The 20,148-nt window shown below is 60.8% G+C and carries 16 protein-coding genes and 1 tRNA gene; 11 read left to right on the top strand and 6 right to left on the bottom strand.

Annotated features, from left to right (window positions below):
- Nucleotides 1-6 precede the first annotated feature (6 nt).
- The 8 genes from ACNAOV_RS04775 (at nt 7) to ACNAOV_RS04740 (ending at nt 8,927) form a co-directional block, all read left to right on the top strand.
- Nucleotides 7-654, top strand: coding sequence for an ANTAR domain-containing response regulator (locus ACNAOV_RS04775; protein ID WP_015021953.1), 648 nt, complete (start codon nt 7-9; stop codon nt 652-654).
- Nucleotides 655-661: 7 nt separating this feature from the next.
- Nucleotides 662-3,556, top strand: a complete 2,895-nt coding sequence (gene polA / locus ACNAOV_RS04770; RefSeq protein WP_416516816.1) for a DNA polymerase I — start codon at nt 662-664, stop codon at nt 3,554-3,556.
- A 48-nt stretch (nt 3,557-3,604) separates the two neighbouring features.
- Complete coding sequence (locus ACNAOV_RS04765; protein ID WP_416516815.1) at nt 3,605-4,522, top strand: Nif3-like dinuclear metal center hexameric protein; 918 nt, start codon at nt 3,605-3,607, stop codon at nt 4,520-4,522.
- A gap of 34 nt (nt 4,523-4,556) precedes the next feature.
- Complete coding sequence (locus ACNAOV_RS04760) at nt 4,557-5,240, top strand: NUDIX hydrolase (RefSeq protein WP_416516814.1); 684 nt, start codon at nt 4,557-4,559, stop codon at nt 5,238-5,240.
- 126 nt (nt 5,241-5,366) lie between these two features.
- Nucleotides 5,367-6,080, top strand: coding sequence for a TetR/AcrR family transcriptional regulator (locus tag ACNAOV_RS04755; RefSeq protein WP_416516813.1), 714 nt, complete (start codon nt 5,367-5,369; stop codon nt 6,078-6,080).
- Nucleotides 6,081-6,198: 118 nt separating this feature from the next.
- Entirely contained in the window at nt 6,199-6,930 is a 732-nt protein-coding gene (locus ACNAOV_RS04750; RefSeq protein ID WP_416516812.1) for an ABC transporter ATP-binding protein, read from the top strand.
- A gap of 1 nt (nt 6,931) precedes the next feature.
- Nucleotides 6,932-7,627, top strand: coding sequence for an ABC transporter permease (locus ACNAOV_RS04745; RefSeq protein ID WP_416516811.1), 696 nt, complete (start codon nt 6,932-6,934; stop codon nt 7,625-7,627).
- 13 nt (nt 7,628-7,640) lie between these two features.
- Nucleotides 7,641-8,927, top strand: coding sequence for an MFS transporter (locus tag ACNAOV_RS04740; RefSeq protein WP_416516810.1), 1,287 nt, complete (start codon nt 7,641-7,643; stop codon nt 8,925-8,927).
- Here the strand turns inward: ACNAOV_RS04740 and ACNAOV_RS04735 are convergent.
- Nucleotides 8,919-8,992 (bottom strand) — tRNA-Pro (locus ACNAOV_RS04735). The genes ACNAOV_RS04740 and ACNAOV_RS04735 overlap by 9 nt on opposite strands.
- A 114-nt stretch (nt 8,993-9,106) precedes the next feature.
- Between ACNAOV_RS04735 and aroA the strand changes: the two genes are divergently transcribed.
- On the top strand, nt 9,107-10,465 hold the full coding sequence (gene aroA, locus ACNAOV_RS04730) for a 3-phosphoshikimate 1-carboxyvinyltransferase (RefSeq protein WP_416516809.1): 1,359 nt from the start codon (nt 9,107-9,109) through the stop codon (nt 10,463-10,465).
- Nucleotides 10,466-10,476: 11 nt separating this feature from the next.
- On the top strand, nt 10,477-11,277 hold the full coding sequence (gene hisN, locus ACNAOV_RS04725; RefSeq protein WP_416516808.1) for a histidinol-phosphatase: 801 nt from the start codon (nt 10,477-10,479) through the stop codon (nt 11,275-11,277).
- 65 nt (nt 11,278-11,342) lie between these two features.
- Here hisN and ACNAOV_RS04720 read toward each other — a convergent pair whose 3' ends face one another.
- The 3 genes from ACNAOV_RS04720 to ACNAOV_RS04710 form a co-directional block, all read right to left on the bottom strand.
- Nucleotides 11,343-12,569 (bottom strand): acetate/propionate family kinase, encoded by a 1,227-nt coding sequence (locus ACNAOV_RS04720; RefSeq protein WP_416516807.1) that lies wholly within the window; start codon nt 12,567-12,569, stop codon nt 11,343-11,345.
- Nucleotides 12,570-12,758: 189 nt separating this feature from the next.
- A complete protein-coding gene (pta, locus tag ACNAOV_RS04715; protein ID WP_416516806.1) occupies nt 12,759-14,447 on the bottom strand; it encodes a phosphate acetyltransferase in 1,689 nt (562 codons plus the stop codon).
- Between the two features lie 126 nt (nt 14,448-14,573).
- Nucleotides 14,574-17,048: a phosphoketolase gene (locus ACNAOV_RS04710; protein ID WP_029678531.1), complete on the bottom strand. Its 2,475-nt coding sequence runs from the start codon at nt 17,046-17,048 to the stop codon at nt 14,574-14,576.
- Between the two features lie 336 nt (nt 17,049-17,384).
- Here ACNAOV_RS04710 and guaA point away from each other — a divergent pair, with 336 nt between their 5' ends.
- A complete protein-coding gene (gene guaA / locus ACNAOV_RS04705; protein ID WP_416516805.1) occupies nt 17,385-18,947 on the top strand; it encodes a glutamine-hydrolyzing GMP synthase in 1,563 nt (520 codons plus the stop codon).
- Nucleotides 18,948-19,084: 137 nt separating this feature from the next.
- Here the strand turns inward: guaA and ACNAOV_RS04700 are convergent, their stop codons facing one another.
- Together ACNAOV_RS04700 and ACNAOV_RS04695 are read right to left on the bottom strand one after the other, a co-directional pair.
- Nucleotides 19,085-19,441 carry a hypothetical protein gene (locus tag ACNAOV_RS04700; protein WP_416516804.1) on the bottom strand — a complete coding sequence of 119 codons (357 nt, stop codon included), beginning with the start codon at nt 19,439-19,441 and terminating at the stop codon, nt 19,085-19,087.
- A gap of 3 nt (nt 19,442-19,444) precedes the next feature.
- Entirely contained in the window at nt 19,445-19,864 is a 420-nt protein-coding gene (locus ACNAOV_RS04695; RefSeq protein ID WP_416516803.1) for a helix-turn-helix domain-containing protein, read from the bottom strand.
- Nucleotides 19,865-20,148: the final 284 nt, after the last annotated feature.

Genomic DNA, 20,148 nt, shown 5'->3' with positions numbered 1-20,148 from the left:
GATCGGATGGACTTTCAGGAAACGAGGTTGAAAGTGGCTTCAGAGAGTAAGAACCGCAGCGATTCCCCAGAAGGGCGGACCGTGGTTGTGGCGGAGGACGAGGCTTTGATCAGGCTCGATACCGTCGAAGCTCTCGAGGATGCCGGCTATGACGTGGTCGGCCAGGCGGCCAGCGGTCAGGAGGCCATTGATCTGACTCGCGAGCTGAGGCCCGACGTGGTGGTTATGGATGTGAAGATGCCCGGTACCGACGGCATTACCGCAGCCACTGAGATCGGCAAAGAGAACCTGGCCCCGGTGGTTATGCTGACGGCGTTCTCCCAGCAGAGCCTGGTCGAGAAGGCGGCTGATGCAGGAGCCATGGCCTACGTGGTCAAGCCCTTCGCTCCGGAAAAGCTGTTGCCGGCCCTTGAGGTGGCCATCTCCCGCTTCGATCAGATCAACGCCCTGAAGGACGAGGTCACCGATATGAAGGCCCGTTTCGAGGCCCGCAAGCGGGTGGACCGGGCCAAGGGTCTGCTCATGGAGAGCATGGGCATGACCGAGTCCGAAGCCTTCCGCTGGATCCAGAAGACCTCCATGGACCGCAGGCTGACCATGCAGGAGGTGGCCGACGTGGTCATCAACAACGTGGCCAACCAGAACGACCGTTAGCCCTCGTATGGAAGACCAGACGAAGAAGCAGGACAAGGACGGCCGCACCCTGTTGGTCGTCGATGGACATTCGCTGGCCTTCCGGGCCTTTTATGCCCTTCCGGTCGAGAGTTTCACCACCTCGACCGGGCAGCCCACCAACGCGGTGTGGGGCTTTGCCACCATGCTGGCGGATGTCATGGCCAAGGAGAAGCCCACCCACATGGGCGTGGCCTTTGACGTCAAGGGCGGCACCTTCCGCAATGCCATGCTGCCCCAGTACAAGGGCACCCGTGAGGCCGCTCCCAAGGAACTGCTGAGCCAGCTGCCCCTGATTCAGGACCTGCTCAAGGGGCTGGGCATCACCTATATCGAAAAGCCAGGCTATGAGGGCGATGACATCATCGGCACCTTGGCCACCATGGGCGAGCAGGCCGGGTTCAAGACCCTGGTCCTGTCCGGGGACAGGGATGCCTTCCAGCTGGTGGACGACGACATCACCGTGCTCTACCCGGGCCACCACTTCAAGAACCTCAAGCACATGACGCCCCAGGCCATCGTGGATCGCTACAAGGTGACCCCGCAGCAGTATCCAGATCTGGCCGCCATGCGCGGCGAGGGAGCCGACAACATTCCCGGTGTGCCGGGGGTGGGCGACGGTTATGCCGCCAAGTGGATCAACAAGTACGGATCCCTGGATTCGATTCTGGAGCACGCCGACGAGATCGGCGGCAAGAAGGGCCAGGCCCTGGCGGAGAACGCAGACCAGGTGCGGCTCAACCGGAAGGTCAACGCCCTGGTTCGCGACCTTGACCTGGGCGTGAAGGTGGAGGATCTGCGTTTCGGCACCATCCATACCGATCAGGTCCTGCCCATCTTCGAGCAGCTGCAGTTCGGTCCGCAGACCCGAAAGAAGATCCTGCGCGGATTCAATACCGTCGCCGATTACGATTACTCTCCAGCCTCGGCACTGGTCGATGTCAGCAACAAACAGGAGGAGTTCACACAGCCTGAGCGCGATAAGGCGGACTCTGGTGACCAGCTGCGGGACTGGTGCGAGAAACATCTGCCGGACAAGGCCCTTTGCAGACGGTCGGCAGACCATGTCAAGGCCATGGCCGATTCCCTGGACAAGGTCAAGGATATCGGCGACTCCGACCAGAATGCCATGCGATGCAGCGAGGCCATGAAGGAGCACTGGGTTCTCCACGCCATCGGCTGGGCCAAGCACGGCGACTATGGTCTGGAGGAGCTGGCCATTCTCTCCATGGGCGGGCACGGCCTGGTCCTGATGGCAGAAGACATAGACGAAGACATGCGCGCGGCCATCCAGGAGCTGATTGACCAGCGGATCGGCACCTGTGTGGTCCATGGTTACAAGGAGCATCTGCACTTCTTGGAGAGCCAGGGCCTGCACATGCCCCTGCCCCTGTTCGACACCAAGTTGGCAGGCTATCTGGCTGAGCCTGATTTCCATGCCGACAATCTGGAACAGGCCGTCGCCCATTTCCTGGCCATCCCTGTAGAGGAGGAACCTGAGGCCACCCAGGGAGCCCTGGCACTGGACGGGCGAGAGGATGAGGACGAACGCCGACGGGGGACCCGGATTCTGCGTCAGGCTCAGTACGTCATGATGGTCTCCGAGCGTCTGCAGGAGCTTATGGACGAGCGTCACCAGTACGGTCTGCTACGCACCATCGAGCTGCCAACTTCGGCAGTCCTGGCGCAGATGGAGACCGAGGGCGCCAAGGTGGACGATGCCCGCCTGAAGGAGATGCACGACCGGTTCGCCGCCGAGGCTCGCCAGGCTCAGGAGATCGCCTGGGATAAGGCCGGCAGCCGTGTCAACCTACAGAGCCCCAAGCAGCTGAGCAAGGTGCTTTTCGATGACATGGGCCTGGTGCCCACCCACAGGACCAAGACCGGGTCCTATTCGACCAACGTCTCGGTCCTGCAGGACCTCTACATCAAATCGGTCAACAATGAGCGGGCCAACGACTTCCTGGGTGCGCTGCTCAAGCACAGGGAGACCAACAAGCTCAAGCAGATCGTGCAGACTTTGCGCGAGGCGGTCAATCCCCGGGATGGGCGGTTGCACACCACCTACGAGCAGACTGTGGCCGCCACTGGCCGGCTGAGTTCGGTCGATCCCAACCTGCAGAACATTCCCAACAGGGATGCCCGAGGCCGCGAGATCCGTTCGGCCTTCGTGCCTGGTAGCGGGTATGAGGCGCTGCTCTCCTCTGACTACTCCCAGGTGGAGCTGCGGATCATGGCCCATCTTTCCGGGGACCAGGCCCTGATCGACGCTTTCAAGTCTGGCGCTGACTTCCACCGGTACGTGGCCAGCCTGGTCTATGACATCCCCATGGAGGAGGTCACCGGCGATCAGCGATCCCACGTGAAGGCCATGAGCTACGGCTTGGCCTATGGCCTGAGCACCTATGGCCTGGCCCAGCAGCTCAAGATCAGCCCGGCCGCGGCCGACGTGCTGCGCGCCAAGTACTTCGCCACCTTCGGCAAGGTGCATGAGTACCTGGAGTCCCTGGTGGCCGACGCCCGGGAGAAGGGCTACACCGAGACCATGTTCGGCCGACGGCGTTACTTCCCCGGGCTGCGCTCCAAGCGTCGTCCCACCCGCGAAGCCGCCGAGAGGGCCGCTTTGAACGCGCCCATCCAGGGGTCGGCTGCCGACATCATGAAGATCGCCATGATCAAGGCCAGCCGTGCCTTGTCGGAGAAGGGGCTGAAGAGCCGCATCTCCTTGCAGATCCACGATGAACTGCTGGTGGAGATAGCTCCCGGCGAGACCGACAAGGCCACCAAACTGGTCAAGGATTCCATGGAACATGCCGTTGAATTGGCCGTGCCCCTGGACGTGTCCACCGGCATCGGCCAGGACTGGGAGCTGGCTGCTCACTGACCTGACATGGGGTGGCCTGGGCCCAGCAGGATCCGAGGAGGGATTGTTATGCCTGATGGGCAGGATGAGGCTCAGAGGCCATCGGTGCCTCTGGGCCAGGTGGTGGATCTGCTTGAGGGGCTCTACCCTCTGGATTACGCAGAGGACTGGGATCACCCGGGTCTGGTGGCAGGGGATCCGTCCTGGCCGGTCAGGCGGATCTGGTGCGCCGTGGACCCTCGGCCCGATGTGGTCCAGGAGGCTCTGGACCATAAGGCCGACCTGCTGATCACCCATCATCCGCTCTTCTTCAGATCGGTCCACCAGGTCTCCGGACTGGACTTCCGAGGGGATATGGTAACCAAGCTGATTGAAGGCCACTGCGGGCTCTGGGTGGGGCATACCAACGCTGACGCCGCCTACCGTGGCGTGGCTCAGGCTGCTGCCGATGCCCTGGACCTGCAGGAGGCGAGGCCGTTGGCCCCTCAGCCGGTCTCCAAGCGCGACCTGCACGCCGATCAGGGGATTCAGGTAGGACTGGGCCGCTGGGGACGGCTTCCCAAGCCTACGCCATTTGAGGATTTGGTCCATAATGTGGCAGACCTACTGCCCAGGACGGCTCTGGGCGTCCAGGCGGTTGGTCCGTCCGAGGCCATGGTCTCCACAGTCGCCCTGTTGCCCGGCTCGGGAGACTCCGAGTTCGACCTGGTCCGGTCCACGGGGGCCGATGTCTACATCACCAGCGATCTGCGCCATCACCCTGCCACGGACGCCTACCAGCAGGCCCTCTACGAGGCCCGGATGGCCGGTCGTCCCAATCAGCCCAGACCCATGCTGATCAATACACCGCATTCGGCCATTGAGGGTCTCTGGTTCCGCTACGCCAAGGGAGACATTGCCAGGACCTTGGAGACGGCTACCGGTGTTCGCCCGCAGGTGGAGGTCTCATCCATCATCACCGACCCCTGGACCATGGTGGTGCGCTGATGGCTGAGGGTTGATGGTTGAGGAGAGTGATTTCATGAGCGATGAAGCACAGGATCTGCAGGCACGATTGGCTGCCAGACTGGACGGCCGCGATGGCCAGGGACCCAAGGGCATCGATATGACCCGCGCTCCCGAGCTGATGGATGACAAGGAGGTCTTCCGCGGCCCGATATTCGTTATCGACCAGCAGCAGGTGGCCATGTTCCGGCGTGACGGTTCCAAGGAAACCATTGACAGGCAGCTCATTCGCCACGCCCCCTGTGTGGTTATGTTGGTGCACGACTGCACCGGCGATGCCTATTTGCTGACCCGGGAGTATCGAGTGGGTGCTCATGCCTACGTATTCGGCCTGCCAGCCGGCTTCATCGACCCTGGGGAGAGTCCGGCCAAGACTGTTCTGCGCGAGCTGCGTGAGGAGACTGGTCTGGTGCCTGGACCTGAGGGTGCACCGGCCTCAGAAAGCCATCTGGATCCAGAAGACGGTTGGATCGATGCTGCTCCCGATGTCTACTCTTCCCTGGGCATGAGCGACGAGCTCGGCCACATTGTGGTCCTGCACCTGCGTCGCTGGCATCAGGGGCCCACCGACTTCGACCCGGGCGAGCATATTCAGTCGGCCTGGGTTTCCTGGCAGGAGCTCTGCGCAGCTGGAGTCGCCGATGCCAAGGCGGTGGTGGCCATCCAGCACGAGGCAATCCGCCGTCTGCAGAAGAGATAAGGTCAAGTTGGCAAGATCCTTGAACAGATAGGCATAACATACCAGTGGTATGATAGATTCTTGTCGGGCTGGATGGTTAGGCCAAGATGGTCGGCATCGATGCGCTGACAGGGAGAGGAGCACTGCATGGGCACGCCGAAGGATCCCGAAGGACATCGCAATCAGATCCTCGATGTAGCCCAGCGGCTCTTCCTGGAAAAGGGCTACGACGGAACCAGTATCCAGGACATTGTCGACGGCCTGGGCGGAATGACCAAGGGAGCGGTCTACTACCATTTTCCTTCCAAGACGGCCATTTTCCATGCGGTTACCGAGCGCATGGCTTCGTCCTCATCCCAGGAGGACTGGTTGGGGGACTGGCCTGGCAAGACCGGGCTGGACAAGCTGCGCAACGAACTGATTGCCTCCCTGTCGGCATACTCGCGTCTCGATGTGACTTTTTCCGCCAGAACCCTGCTGAAGAGTCCCCGCATGGTAGGGGAGATGTACCTGAAATCCATGGACAGGATTGTGGACGTGATCACCCCCTACGTCCGAGAAGGCGTGGAGGACGGCTCCATCGCCCCCTGCAATCCCGAGGATCTGGCCCAGGTGCTCTATATCCTGCTCAACATGTGGATAGGGGTTCGATTCTCGACCATGAACCGGGACCAGGTGGTCTCCAAGTTCACCCTCTTGGCCGATATGCTCAAGGGGATAGGGGCACCGGTCATCGATGATCGGGTCATCCGAGCAGCCGTGCACTTGCATGCGCATCTGAAGAGCAATCCTCTGACTGCGACAGGCGGGGAATCCACGCAAGAGGAATCTGGCAAGAATCAGGATCAAGGGGTCTCTTAGAGCCGATAGATCTCTTAAGGCCAAGAGGGCTATGGCTACTAGCAAGATTCGGGCACTCAACGAGTGAATGGTTTTTGTTTCCAGAAAACATACCGATGGTATTTTTGGAAGGAGTTTTATGAAGGTGCTGGAGGCGGACGGTATCGTCCAGGTATTCGAAGGCAGGGAGGTGCTGGCTGGGCTGGACCTGACCCTGGGACAGGGCGAGATTCTGGGCTTGCTGGGAGCCAACGGGGCTGGTAAGTCCACGCTGTTGAAGATTCTGACCGGAATGCAGAGACCTGTCGGCGGACGGGTCCGTTTTCTGGGGAAGCCTCTCAGCGAAGGCTACCCGGGCAGTCTGGCGAGGATGGGGGTGTCCATCAACGAACCTGTCTTCTACGAATCTCTGAGTGCCAGGGAGAATCTGGAGATTGACCTTGCCTACCTTTCGCTTGCAAACGCGGGGCATAGGGCGGTCGAGTCCGCCGGGATCAGCCAACTTTTGGAGAAGGTTGGATTGACAGCCGATTCTGCCACTGCTGTTGGCAGGTATTCCATGGGTATGAGGCAGAGGCTGGCCCTGGCCAGGTGCATGGGCCATCATCCCGACCTTTATCTACTGGACGAGCCACTCAACGGACTAGACCCGATAGCTATCGGACAGCTGCGAGACAGCCTGCGAAATCTGGCTGCCCAGGGGAGTGCGATTCTCTTTTCCAGCCACATCCTCTCCGAGGTGTTGCACACTGCCGACCGTGTCATGGTCATAGCGGGCGGCAGGGTGAGCCTGCGGGCCAGCGTACCGGAGCTCCTCAATAACGGCCAGGAGGGTGCCGAGCAGACCCTGATCAAGGCTATGGAGGGCTGATATGAAGACGCTGCTGAAATTGGAGCTGAAAAAGACGAGACTCTGGCCCTGCATCCTTGGAGGGCTGGCAGTTGTAGCCGCAGCCTTGGCCCTGGGAGGCATGTTCCTGGCCATTGGCCACACGAGCGGCCGATCTGATCCTCGACTGTCCAGCCTGGCCTTCGTGCTGCAGATGGCCATGGTCATCCTTCTGGTGGGTTTCTCTTTGGTGGCCGCTGCCCTCTGCAACCTGGTCTTCATTGACCCCTACACGGGGAGGAATCTGGCGCTCACCCTGTCGTGCCCTATCTCGCGGGACCGAATCCTGCTGGCCAAGCTGATCTTCGTCGGCTTCTTCACGTCCCTGTCCTACCTGGCGGGGACGGCCATTACCCTGACCGTCTTGCTGCTGGTCGACCGCCTTGTGGGTTCGCTCGGGACGGGTTCGCCAGGCAGTCTGTTCGGACAGGTTCTCCTCATGATGGTTATCAGTCTTGTGGGGCTGATGGGGCTTGTCGGCATAGCCCTTTCTATAGGCTTCTGGAAGCGCTCGCTGCCTATCATGTTTACTGTCCTGCTCTTGCTTGACGCTGTGGTTGGCAACCTGCTCTCCCTCTCCCCGTTGTTGGCTGCGCTGGTGCTGCTGCTCATTTTTCTGGCCTCTTTGCCGGCCTGGTGGCTGCTTCACCGCACCCTTATGAATATTGAACTGTCCTGATCGGGGGCTGACCATGCAGGAGCTTCTGAAGAACAAGCCCTTTGTGACCATGGTTCTGGCCAGTCTGTTGAATACGGTCGGAGGCGAGCTCTTCAACATCGTCTTCATCGTCTATGCCCAGACCATGCCCTTCGCCGGACTGGCTGTCTCCATAGCCTCAATGGCCTGGGTGGCTCCGGCCCTGACGGCCATCCTGACCGGATACCTGGCCGACAGGACCGTGCACAAGACGCGGATGCAGCTGGTGATCAAGCTGATTCAGGTATGTGTCTATCTTGTCATGGCCATGACGATTGGCAGGTCCAAGAGCCTGCCTGTCTTTCTGCTGTTGGTAGCCATGGACATGGCATCCTCCATGCTGGAGGGGTATGCAGGCAGTCTGTGGATGCCTATCCTCAAACATCTGGTCCTGCCTGGCCAGCTTCACCAGGCTACTTCGATCACCTCGGCCGCCTCCAGTGTTGCGGCCGTCATCAGTGCAGGCGGAGGCGCAGTGTTGATTGCCCTCCTGGGCAACAGATTCGCTGTATTTGCGCTGATCAACGCCGCCACCTTCCTTCTGGCGGGGATTCTGGTGGCCATCGGCTATCGAGAATTCACGAGGGTTGAGGTTGCGAGCAATGGTTCACCGGCAGACAAACCTTCGGGCCTGGCATCCAGTCTCCGCGTGACCTTGGGGGAGTTCCGCAGCTCTACCTTCCTGATTCTGATGGTGGGCTTCGGCTGCCTGGTCAACCTTCTGGGGGCGGCTCTGCAGCCCCTGCTCAACCTGGGGCTTATCTCCATGCCCAAGGTCTGGTGGGGAAGCTATGGCACGACCATAGCCGCCGTCAACGGCATCTCCTCCCTGGGGCTGATCCTTGGCGCACTCCTTGCCGCAGATCCGCTCCGACGGCTGCCCATAGCCCACCTGCTGACCGGAGTCATGGCAGCAGCTGCCGTGGCAGGGGTCAACCTGGTCTGGCTGCGCAGCCCTGCCCTGCTCTTCGTTCCGCTCTTGGTCATGAACTATCTTCTGGGCAAGATCAACCCTCGGTTCATGACCATGCTCATCAGCACAGTGGGCGAGGACCACCTGGCCGCAACTATGGGAGTGGTACAGACTGTCATGATGATCGGGGCGCCTCTGGGGCAGATGATCTTTTTGACGCTGGGCAATCTGGTCGGCATCGCCATCACCATGTCCATTTATGCGGGCCTGACGGGCTTTCTTGCTCTCGTGATTTTCATTACGGGATTGCTGGGCATGAACGCCAAGGATCCGACTCCCGAAATGGGACGAAGGCAAAAGTCGGGCTAGCCGGATTTGAACCGGCGACATCCTGCACCCAAAGCAGGCGCGCTACCAAGCTGCGCTATAGCCCGGCGCCCATCAGCATCACCGTATGGGCACAATGTATCAATATAGCACAGGGTCGAGTCCCGGCTGGTCCTGCGGGATGAGCAGGGGACAGAAACAGCTCTGCGCCTGCGGTTACCATGGTGACCATGACAATGGAAGAGACATGGGCGGCGCCGCAGGCCGATGGGCCCTTAGATGCAACGGTGACCATACCGGGAAGCAAGTCCCTCTCGAACAGGTATCTGATTTTGGCGGCCCTGGGAAGCTGCCCTGTCAGGCTGACTGGTTTGCTCAGATCGCGTGATACAGACCTGATGATTCAGGCTCTGGAGGCTCTCGGCGTGAACTGTCGGGTCGATCCGGACGACCCTACGAATGTAACAATTGTTCCACCGGAAGGGGGACGTTTTCGCGGCGGCGCCCGGGTGGACTGCGGACTGGCTGGAACCGTCATGCGTTTCGTGCCGGGCCTGGCCATGCTGGCCGATGGCGCCACGCACTTCGATGGAGACCAGCAGGCCTATCGGCGCCCCATGAGGCCTCTCTTGGACGGCCTAACCCAGCTGGGAGCCAGAATCGAATACCTGGGCCAGGAAGGCTTCCTGCCCTTTGTGCTCACACCGCCGGATCGCCTGGTGGGCAGAGAGGTGACCATAGACTCCTCGGCATCCTCGCAGTTCATTTCCGGCCTCCTGCTCCTGGCTGCCAGAGCTGAGGGCACTATGACCATCGTCCACTCTGGCCAGCATCTTCCCAGCCTCCCACACATCGCCATGACCGTTGAGGACCTGCGTCAGGCTGGAGTCCAGGTCCAGGCCAATCCCGACCGCTGCAGGTGGAGCGTGAAAGGCAGAGGATCTGCCGGGACGCGGCTGCCCAATCAGGTCCAGGTGGAGCCCGACCTGTCGAATACGGCTCCCTTCCTGGGAGCGGCCCTGATAGGAGGCGGACAAGTCAGCGTACCCAACTGGCCAGACCGGACCACCCAGCCAGGCGGCTTGTTGCCCAAGTATCTGGAGACTACGGGCGCGAAGGTGGAGATGGTTCCCGACGGGCAGGGCAGCGTCACCTGCACAGTGACAGGTGGAGAGGCTATTCATGGACTCGGTGACTTCGATCTGTCTCCGGCAGGGGAGATCGTGCCCTCAATTGCGGCCATTCTGGTCTTTGCCGACGGACCCAGCCGCCTGCACGGCATTGGCCACCTGCGCGGTCATGAAACCAACCGGCTGAAGGCGCTAGCCATGGAAATCACCAGAATAGGCGGCCGAGCCAGTGAATTGGATGATGGTCTAGCCATCGAGCCTGTGCCTGTTCAGAGTATGCACGGGGCTGTTATAGAGACCTATGCCGACCATCGAATGGCTACTTTCGCAGCCATGATTGGGCTCAAGATACCTGGCATCCGAGTGCGCAACATCGGCACTACAGCCAAGACCATGCCCGACTTCCCGGGTATGTGGAAGCGGATGCTGGCAGGCGAGATTCGAGCGTAAGGAGCCGTGTCATGAATATCGAGGCTGAAAGGCAGACCTGGCAGGAGGATCTGGATCTGGCCATTGCCATGGCCGACCAGGCGGATCAGGTCACCATGGGCTACTTCAAGTCGCCGGATCTTCACGTGGAGCGCAAGGCGGACAATACTCCGGTCACCCAGGCTGACAGGGAGGCGGAGGCGGTGATTCGTCGCGTTCTGGCCCAAGCCAGACCGGACGATACCATCTACGCCGAGGAGCTGGGAAGACAGGAGTCCAACGGCAGACGGTGGATCATCGATCCGATTGACGGGACCAAGAACTATGTGCGCGGAGTCCCGGTCTGGGCGACCCTGATCGGCTTGGAGGCAGACCATCAGATGGTGGTCGGCGCCGTCTCTGCCCCCATGCTGGGTACCCGCTGGTACGCCGCGCAGGGTCAGGGAGCCTACATGGCGCGCCAGGGTGAATCTCCCAAGCCCATACACGTATCGAGAGTGGACCGGTTGGAAGAGGCTTCCATGTCCTTGTCGTCGCTGACCGGGTGGAAGGCCATAGGTCGCCGGGGGCGGCTTCTGGATTTGACCGATCGGATCTGGCGCCTGCGTGGTTTTGGCGACTTCTGGCAGTACATGCTTCTCGCCCAGGGAGCCATCGACCTGGCTGCCGAGCCGGAACTGGACCTCTATGACATGGGTGCGCTGGTTCCCATCGTGACCGAGGCAGGGGGCAGCTTCACCGACCTGGCAGGCAACCCGGGTCCCTGGGGTGGTAATGGCCTTGCCAGCAACGGTCTTCTACACGAGGAGGCCTTGGCGGCCCTAGGCGACTGACAGATACAAGAAGGCCGGCAGCCGCAGCAATGTATGTGGTCACCGGCCTATTTGGTTCTCAGCGATCAGGCCTGGAACTTGTTGCCGTAGGCGTCGCCTTGGCTGGCGACGACCTCGGCCTGGCGGGCGATGGAGAGCTCCTCGTTGGTGGGGATGACGCAGACGGCGACCGTGCTGTCGGGGGTGGAGATGATCCGGGCCTCCTTGGAGCGCTGGTCGTTCTTCTCCTGGTCCAGTTTCACACCGAAGGGCTCCAACTGCTCGATGACCCGGCGGCGCACGATTTCATCATTCTCGCCAACGCCGGCCGTGAAGGTGATGGCGTCCAGGCCACCCATCTGGGCCGTGTAGTTGCCGATGTAGCCGACGATGCGGTGGATGTAGATATCCAGGGCCAGCTTGGCGTCCTCGTCACCCTCGGCGATCAGCTTGTGGACCTCGCGCATGTCGCCATGGCCGGTCAGGCCGGTCATGCCTGAACGCTTGTTGAAGAGGGTGTCCAGCTCATCTACGCTCATGTGGGCGTTGCGAATCAGGTGGAAGACGACGGCGGGGTCGATGTCGCCGGTGCGGCCGCCCATGACCAAGCCCTCCAGGGGAGTCAGGCCCATGGAGGTCTCAACAGGATGTCCGGAGACCTGTGCCGAAGCGGAAGCCCCGTTGCCGATGTGCAGGACGATCTGCCGCAGGCCTTCTGCGGGCTTGCCCAGCAGGCCGGGAACCAGCTGGCCTACATACTGGTGGCTGGTGCCGTGGGCACCGTAGCGACGGATGTGGTACTGCTTGGCGATGTCCTTGTTGAGGGCGTAAGTGGAGGCCTTCTTGGGCAGTTCGAAGAAGAAGGAGGAGTCGAAGACGAAGACCTGCGGGGTCTGAGGCATCAGCCGGCTCATGACTTCGGCGCCCTCAGCCTCGGGTCCGTTGTGCAAGGGAGCCAGCACGGCAAGATCCTTGACCTGGCTCAGGGTCTTCTGGGTCAGGAGGGCAGGCTTGTGGAAGATGGCTCCACCCTGGACGACACGGTGGCCGACGGCGATGATCCCGGCCTTGTCCAGATCAGGTCCATACTCCTTGAAGAAGCCCAGAACGCGCTTGAGGCCGGTCTCATGGTCGTGGATGGGCTCCTCAAGCTCATGCTTCTCGCCGTTGACCTCGTGCTTGTAATGGCCGTCGGTGGGCTCACCGATCTTCTCGACCAGACCCGAGGCCAGGCTCTGGCTGGTCTCCAGATCGACCAGCTGGTACTTGATCGAGCTTGAACCCGAATTGATGACTAGGACGGTTTTCGCCATTGGGGCATCCTCCTGATGTGCTTGTATAGAGCCTGCGCTCTCAATCAGTCTTCCAGATTACTCGTCGGCCCTTACAAGGCGCGGTATATTGCCAGACCGACATGGTTTTGGGGCTGTTGCCGGACCTTTCTTGAAGATAGGATCCAACAGCAGCCCCAGAGGTTTATATAGACGTTACAGGGATGGTGATCAGTCCTGGGCCTCGACGGCGGTCAAGGCTACCGTGTTGATGATGTCGGCTACCAGGGCACCGCGCGAGAGGTCATTGACCGGCTTGTTCAGCCCCTGCAGGACCGGTCCGATAGCCAGGGCTCCCGAGGTGCGCTGTACGGCCTTGTAACCGATGTTGCCAGCGCTCAGGCTTGGGAAGACGAAGACATTGACCTTTCCGGCGACCGGATCGCCCTTGGCCTTGGTGGCTGCCACAGTGGGGGACCAGGCCGCGTCGAACTGAATGGGGCCCACGATGGGCAGGTCCGGCGCCTTCTCCTTGGCCAGGCGGGTGGCCTCTTCGACCAGGTCGACATCCGGACCCTTGCCTGAGCCCAGGGTGGAGTAGGAGAGCATGCCCACGCGCGGATCCACGCCGAAGGAGCGAGCGGTCTGGGCCGACTGGATGGCGATGTCTGCCAGCTGTTCCGACGATGGATTGAGGTTTATGGCGCAGTCGGCGAAGACCGCCACATGGTCGGGGAAGCACATGAGGAAGGCTCCGGAGACCAGCGAGGCCCCCGGCTTGGTCTTGATCACCTGCAGGGCTGGGCGGACCGTGTTGGCCGTGGAGTTGATGGATCCGGACACCAGGCCGTCAGCCTTGCCCAGCACCACCAGCATGGTGCCAAAGTAGGAGGGGTCAGCCAGTTGCTTGCGCGCCTGCTCCGGGGTCATGCCCTTCTTGGCGCGCAGCTGGCAGAGGCGATCAACCATAGGGGCCAGCACCTGCTCGTCGTCCATGGACTGGAATGAGGCCTTGTCGAGGTTGTTGAGGCCAAGCTCCTTGCCTCGCGACAGAATGGAATCCTTGTCGCCCACGATGATCAGGTCGACGATGTCGCGCGCCAGCAGGTAGTCGGCCGCCTTGATGATGCGGTCCTCGCCACCCTCGGGCAGGACTATGGTCTTCTTGTTGGCTTTGGCCTTGGCCAGCAGATCGTTCTGGAAGGCCAAAGGCGTAGTGGCCTTGGGACTGGCGGCATCGGCCGCCTTCAGCACCTGGTCGACATCCACCTCCTGCTGGAATGTCTGACTGGTGGCCTGGCGGGCCTGATCGGCGGACGGATCCGTGTCGAAGTCCATCTTGGAGACGGTCCAGGTCGGCAGGTCGTACTCCTGGAAGGCCTGGGTGAGAGGCGCTTTCTGCTCGGTCTGGCATCCGGTGATGAAGACTCCGGCAAGCACGGCTCCCTGGGCCTCGATGGTCCGACGGCAGGCGGCCACGGTCTTCATGACCTGGCGGGGTTCCCTGCCGATGGTGCAGACGGCCAGCATGACTGGGGACCTCAGATCGGCGGCGATCTGCGCATTCAGAGCGAACAAGCCGGGGTCAAAGAGTTTTGAAGCATCGCTGCCCACGATCAGGACGCGCTCGGGATGGGTAGCCTCCACCAGCCCGTCATAGGCATTGAGGACATCAGCCCGGGTCTGCATGGGATCCTCAGTGGCGTGCCCGGGGCACTTGCCACGGCAGATCTCCGGGTCAGTGTCGGGGAATGAGCTGGCTGCAACCAGTTCCGGGGTCAATGGGTGCTTCCTGCAGGCGATTGGCCTGAATACGGCCGTTTTGGCTTTGGCGCTCAGGGCCTTGGTCAGGCCGTAGGCCACGACATTGCGGCCGTTGGCGGCTTCTGGGCTGATGATGGTGATGCTTGCAAGACTCACTGTGTCTTCTCCTGTCCGGACGTGGTTGCCTTGATGACTGCTTTGTTCACAACCTTGACCAGTATACAGAAACCGCCCGCCATGCGGGCTGCGCATGACGGGCGGTTCCAGGGGCGGATCAGCGTATCACTCGTTGTCTCCGGCGGTTGCGGCGGTGGCGGAGATGGTCTCCTGACCGGCGCGGTTGGCATCGGGCCAGACCCAATCGGTGTAATCGGGGTGGTCGTAGCCCTTGTCCACGGCGAACTGGAAGGCCTCGTCGCGGAACTTGGTCCACTTGTCGATCTGGTCGGCGTACTTGCCGGCGTCCACCAACTTCAGGGCGGAGGCGGCCAGGCACCAGCGATCCATGTTGTTGACGCGCACCATGTCGAATGGTGTGGTGGTGGAGCCCTGCTCCTCATAGCCGTGCACGGAGAAGTTGTCGTGGTTGGGACGTCCGTGGATCAGGCGGTAGATGGAGCCGGGGTAGGCATGGAAGGCGAACAGGACCGGCTTGTCCTTGCTGAAGAGCTCAGTGAACTCCTCGTCGGACAGGGCCTGATCGTTCTCCTCGGTGTCCTGGATCTTCAGCAGGTCGACCACGTTGACGAACTGGACCTTCACGCCCAGCTTCTGCAGCATGTCGTCAGCGGCCAGGGCTTCCTGGGTGGGGATGTCGCCTGCGGTGGCGATGACGACATCAGCATCCTCGGCATCCTTGGCGTTGGAGGCCCAATCCCAGCGGGCGGCCCCCTTCTCCAGCTCGGCGGCGGCCTCGTCCACGCTCTGGTAGGTGGCGGCGGGCTGCTTGCCGGCGAAGATGGCGTTGATGCAGTTGGTCGACTTGTAGCAACGCTCGCCCACATTCAGCAGCATGTTGGCGTCGGCGGGGAAGTAGATGTTGACCACGTGATCGTTGTTGAAGTTCTTGTTCAGCAGGATGTCGACGAAGCCGGGATCCTGGTGGGAGAACCCGTTGTGGTCCTGACGCCAGACGTGCGAGGTGACCAGGAGGTTCAGGCCGGCGATGGGCTTGCGCCACGGGATCTCGCGGACGGTGGCCTCCAGCCACTTGGCGTGCTGGTTGATCATGGAGTCGATGACGTGCACGAAGGACTCGTAGGAGCTCCAGATGCCATGGCGTCCGGTCAGCAGGTAGCCCTCCAGGAAGCCTTCCATCTGGTGCTCGGAGAGCTGCTCGATGACCTGGCCGGTGTGGGCCATGTGCTCGTCGGTCAGCTCCGACAGGTAGTCGGCATCCCACTGCTTGTTGGTCACCTCATAGGCGGCGGCCAGACGGTTGGAAGCCGTCTCGTCGGGCCCGAAGATGCGGAAGTCGGTGGGGTTCTTGGCCAGCACGTCGCGGGTGTAGTAGCCCAGGACGCGGGTGGCCTCGGTGGCGCCCCAGCCATGGCCGTGCTTCTTGACATCGATCTCGTAGTCGTGGATGTCAGGCAGCTCCAGCGGCTTGAGCAGACGCCCGCCGTTGGCGTTGGGGTTCTCGCCGATGCGCAGGTCACCTTTGGGCATGAAGCTGGTGACCTCGGGACGCAGGGCGCCCTTCTCGTCGAAGAGCTCCTCGGGCTTGTAGGAGGCCAGCCAGTTCTTGAGGATCTGGAAGTGGGCCTCGGTGTCGCGGGCGGAGGTCAGCGGCACCTGGTGGGCGCGCCAGGATCCCTCGGTCTTCTTGCCGTCGATGAACTTGGGGCAGGTCCAGCCCTTGGGGGTGCGGAAGATGATCATGGGGTAGAAGGGACGGGTCATATCGTCGGTTTCGGCCCGGGCCTTGATGTTGCAGATCTTGTCGAAGACGGTCTCCAGCAGGTCGGCGAAGCGACGGTGGATGGACAGGTGGTCCTCGTCGTCGAACCCTGCAACGAACTCGAAGGGCTCATAACCCATGCCATGGAAGTACTCATGCAGCTCCTCGTCGGAGATGCGCGAGAGGATGGTCGGGTTGGCGATCTTGTAGCCATTCAGGTGCAGGATGGGCAGGACGATGCCGTCGGTGCGGGGGTTGACCAGCTTGTTGGACTGCCAGCCGGTGGCCAGAGGGCCGGTCTCGGCCTCGCCGTCGCCCACGATGCAGGGTACGAAGAGGCTGGGGTTGTTCATAATGGCGCCGTAGGCGTGGGAGAGGGCATAGCCCAGCTCGCCGCCCTCATGAATGGATCCGGGGGTCTCAGGCGCGAAGTGGGAGGGGATGCCTCCCGGGTAGGAGAACTGGCGGAAGAACTTCTGCAGACCAGCCTCATCGTTGGTGATCTTGGGGTAGTACTCGCTGTAGGTGCCATCCAGGTAGGACTGCGAGGTGCCGGCGGGGCCGCCATGGCCGGGGCCCATGATGATAACGGTGTTCTGCTGATGATCGGCGATCAGACGGTTGATATGGCCCAGCAGGAAGTTCAGGCCGGGGGTGGTGCCCCAGTGGCCGACCAGACGATGCTTGACATCCTCCCGGGTGAAGGGCTCCTTCATCAGGGGGTTGCTGCGAAGATAAATCTGTCCGATGGAAAGATAGTTGGCCGCCCGCCAATACTTGTCGACGGCCTCGAGGGTCTCCTCGGCGATTGGGGTCTCCAGCTTCGCCCAAGGGGTGCCGATAACAGGATTCGTCATGTGTACTCCTGCACTTTAGTGCGATTGTTTATTTACCTCGGTTACGGGCTCGCTCAGTGTCATTTCAGGCATCTGTCGGGTCCGTACCCAATGCCTACATGGTACGTGAACGAGCAGACTTTTCTGAACGTTTTCTTGCATAGTGTGTTCGCTCTTGTGAGAAAATGCGATGGAATTGTCTGCTTGCAGGTAAGGGCTGACGTCGGGGGTGCCAATCAGGGCTCAATAACGGTAGCATTGTCGAAAACTGCAACCATACTGGACTTGTCCGCGGGCGTTGAATCGTCGCTCTCGGACAGCCTTGGCAGATACAGCATACATATATAAAGGAGTCTTATGGCACAGGGTCCCGTCCTGGTGGTCGATTTCGGTGCACAGTACGCCCAGCTGATCGCTCGTCGAGTCAGGGAGGCAGGGGTCTACTCCGAGCTGGTGCCTCATTCGATGAGCCTGGACCAGATGCTGGCCAAGGATCCCAAGGCGGTCATCCTCTCCGGCGGCCCGGCATCTGTTTACGTGGACGGGGCGCCCACCATAGACAAGCGGATTTTCGAGTCGGGGGTGCCCGTGCTGGGCATCTGCTACGGTTTCCAGGTCATGGCCCATGAGCTGGGCGGCGAGGTGGACAAGGCGGCACTGGGGGAGTACGGCAAGACCGAGGCCTTTATCGACAGCGCCAAGGGAATACTGCAGGATTCGCCCGCCCGCCAGGACGTGTGGATGAGCCATGGCGTCGCCGTCAATCGTGCGCCTGAAGGCTTTGAGGTTCTGGCGCATACCGAGGGTGCTCCGGTGGCAGCCATGCAGGACCCTTCCCGTGGACTGTACGGGGTCCAGTGGCATCCCGAGGTGACCAACACCCCTCTGGGGCAGGACCTGATTGACCGCTTCCTGCACCAGTGCGCCGGACTGCCGTCGGACTGGAACGCCTCGGGCATCATCGAGCAGCAGGTTGAGAGGATCCGTAGCACGGTGGGTGACGACCAGGTCATCTGCGGTCTGTCAGGCGGCGTCGATTCAGCTGTGGCGGCCGCCTTGGTTCACAGGGCCGTCGGCGACCAGCTGACCTGCGTCTTCGTGGATCATGGGCTCTTGCGCAAGGGGGAGGCCGAGCAGGTCAAGCATGATTTTGTGGCCGCCACTGGCATCAAGCTGATCGCCGTGGATGCCTCGCAGGACTTCCTGACCGCCCTCAAGGGCGTTTCCGAGCCTGAGCGCAAGCGCAAGATCATCGGGGAGAAGTTCATCCGCACCTTTGAGAAAGCCCAGCAGCAGGTGATCGAGGAGGCCGGCAAGACGGGCAAGGAAGTAAAGTTCCTGGTGCAGGGCACGCTCTACCCGGACGTGGTCGAGTCTGGCGGTGGAGATGGAGCGGCCAACATCAAGTCACACCACAACGTGGGCGGTCTGCCCAAAGACGTCAAGTTCCAGCTGATCGAGCCCCTGCGTACCCTGTTCAAGGATGAGGTCCGGGCCATCGGTACCGAATTGGGCCTGCCTGACCAGATCGTCTGGCGTCAGCCCTTCCCGGGCCCCGGTCTGGGCATCCGCATCATCGGTGAAATCACCCAGGAACGTTTGGAGACCCTGCGCGAGGCCGATGCCATCGCTCGGGAAGAGCTGTCCAAGGCTGGGCTGGATCGGCAGATCTGGCAGTGCCCGGTGGTGCTGCTGGCCAATGTGCATTCAGTAGGTGTGCAAGGCGACGAGCGTACCTATGGCTCGCCGATTGTGCTGCGTCCGGTCTCTTCCGAGGACGCCATGACTGCTGACTGGACGCGTCTGCCCTATGACGTGCTGGCCACTATTTCCACACGCATTACTAACGAGTGCCCGGGCATCAACCGCGTGGTCCTGGACTGCACCTCCAAGCCACCGGCAACCATCGAGTGGGAGTGAGCATCTAGGCCGACAAGCCATACCGCAATACGTCCAAGACAGTATGGTCACATATGACTTGTCGGCCTAGTTATTTGGTTCTCGGGCTATTGAATGTCGATAGTCGATGGAAGAACTCAGGTGCTGCATTTCATTGTTTACTGCTTTGTGATGGCCGCGTTAATCTGGTCAACCAGATCACGGGGATGTTCCACCCCGAGCACCAGTCGGTCATAGTGTTCGTCCTTGAGTTGGATGACGATGGGACTTTCCAGTCTGGTGACATTCCAGAATGTCTTTTCCCCATGCTCAATGTATGTGCCGGCCCATTTACCGGGAACATGAAGGCCGGGCGAACGCAGCCCCTTGGCATCATCAAGAATGCCCGGATCCTCGCTGGCACCGAGAACATGCTCGAGCGGCACCACCAGTTTCCCCTTGAACGACCACATCTTATCCAAGCCTTGCGGTTCAATCTCCAGCGTTTGTCCGACAATTGCCACCTTGTTGTTCATGACTTATCTTCTTTCATCATCAGACTGCAACCGAATATGTGCACGCTGCAGCAGCGTCTCACCAAGGAGCGTGGCGACATCAACGGTCACAGCATTGGTATCGTCAGATCCCGAACTGGACAGCTTCGCAAGGTAATCCCTGACCAGCCTGCGAACCTCAAGATCATGATCTGACAGCTCCATGAGTGCCACCAATACCAGATTGAGCACTCCTGAATCGCGCGACTCCGAATCTGTTGCATCACGTAGCGCAGCCACGAACATGCCGCGCTTGCTGCCGAAGGCACCGTAGAGACTGCCCCGGAGCAGACCCGTGGCCTTGACGAGAGCATCAATCGAGGTGCCCTCATAGCCATGCTCCAGGAAGACCTCGCGGGCACGGGCAAGTACCTCATCATCATCGAAACTTCTCTTGCGACCCATGCTCGCCAAGATAGCATTATTTGACTAAACAGTCAAGAATGATAAATGGCAGTTTTTCTCATGAATATCTTTCCTTATTTGAAGCTGTCGGTGCTGGGAATAGTAATTCGCTGGCGAAGCACCCATAATGGACACAAGAATTAAGAGCCATGAAGATGGCACCAATCCGAGCATGAAGATTGGGATAGGAGGGAGTGATAACCAGTGTAATAATTACGAATCCCAATGACACTGCTGGCCCTGAAGGACTTTCTGTGTTATTTTTTTTTTTTTTGATTGAATGA

Source organism: Bifidobacterium asteroides (assembly GCF_048001765.1).
GTDB lineage: Bacteria > Actinomycetota > Actinomycetes > Actinomycetales > Bifidobacteriaceae > Bombiscardovia > Bombiscardovia asteroides_K.
This window is presented reverse-complemented; position numbering and strand designations above follow the sequence as displayed.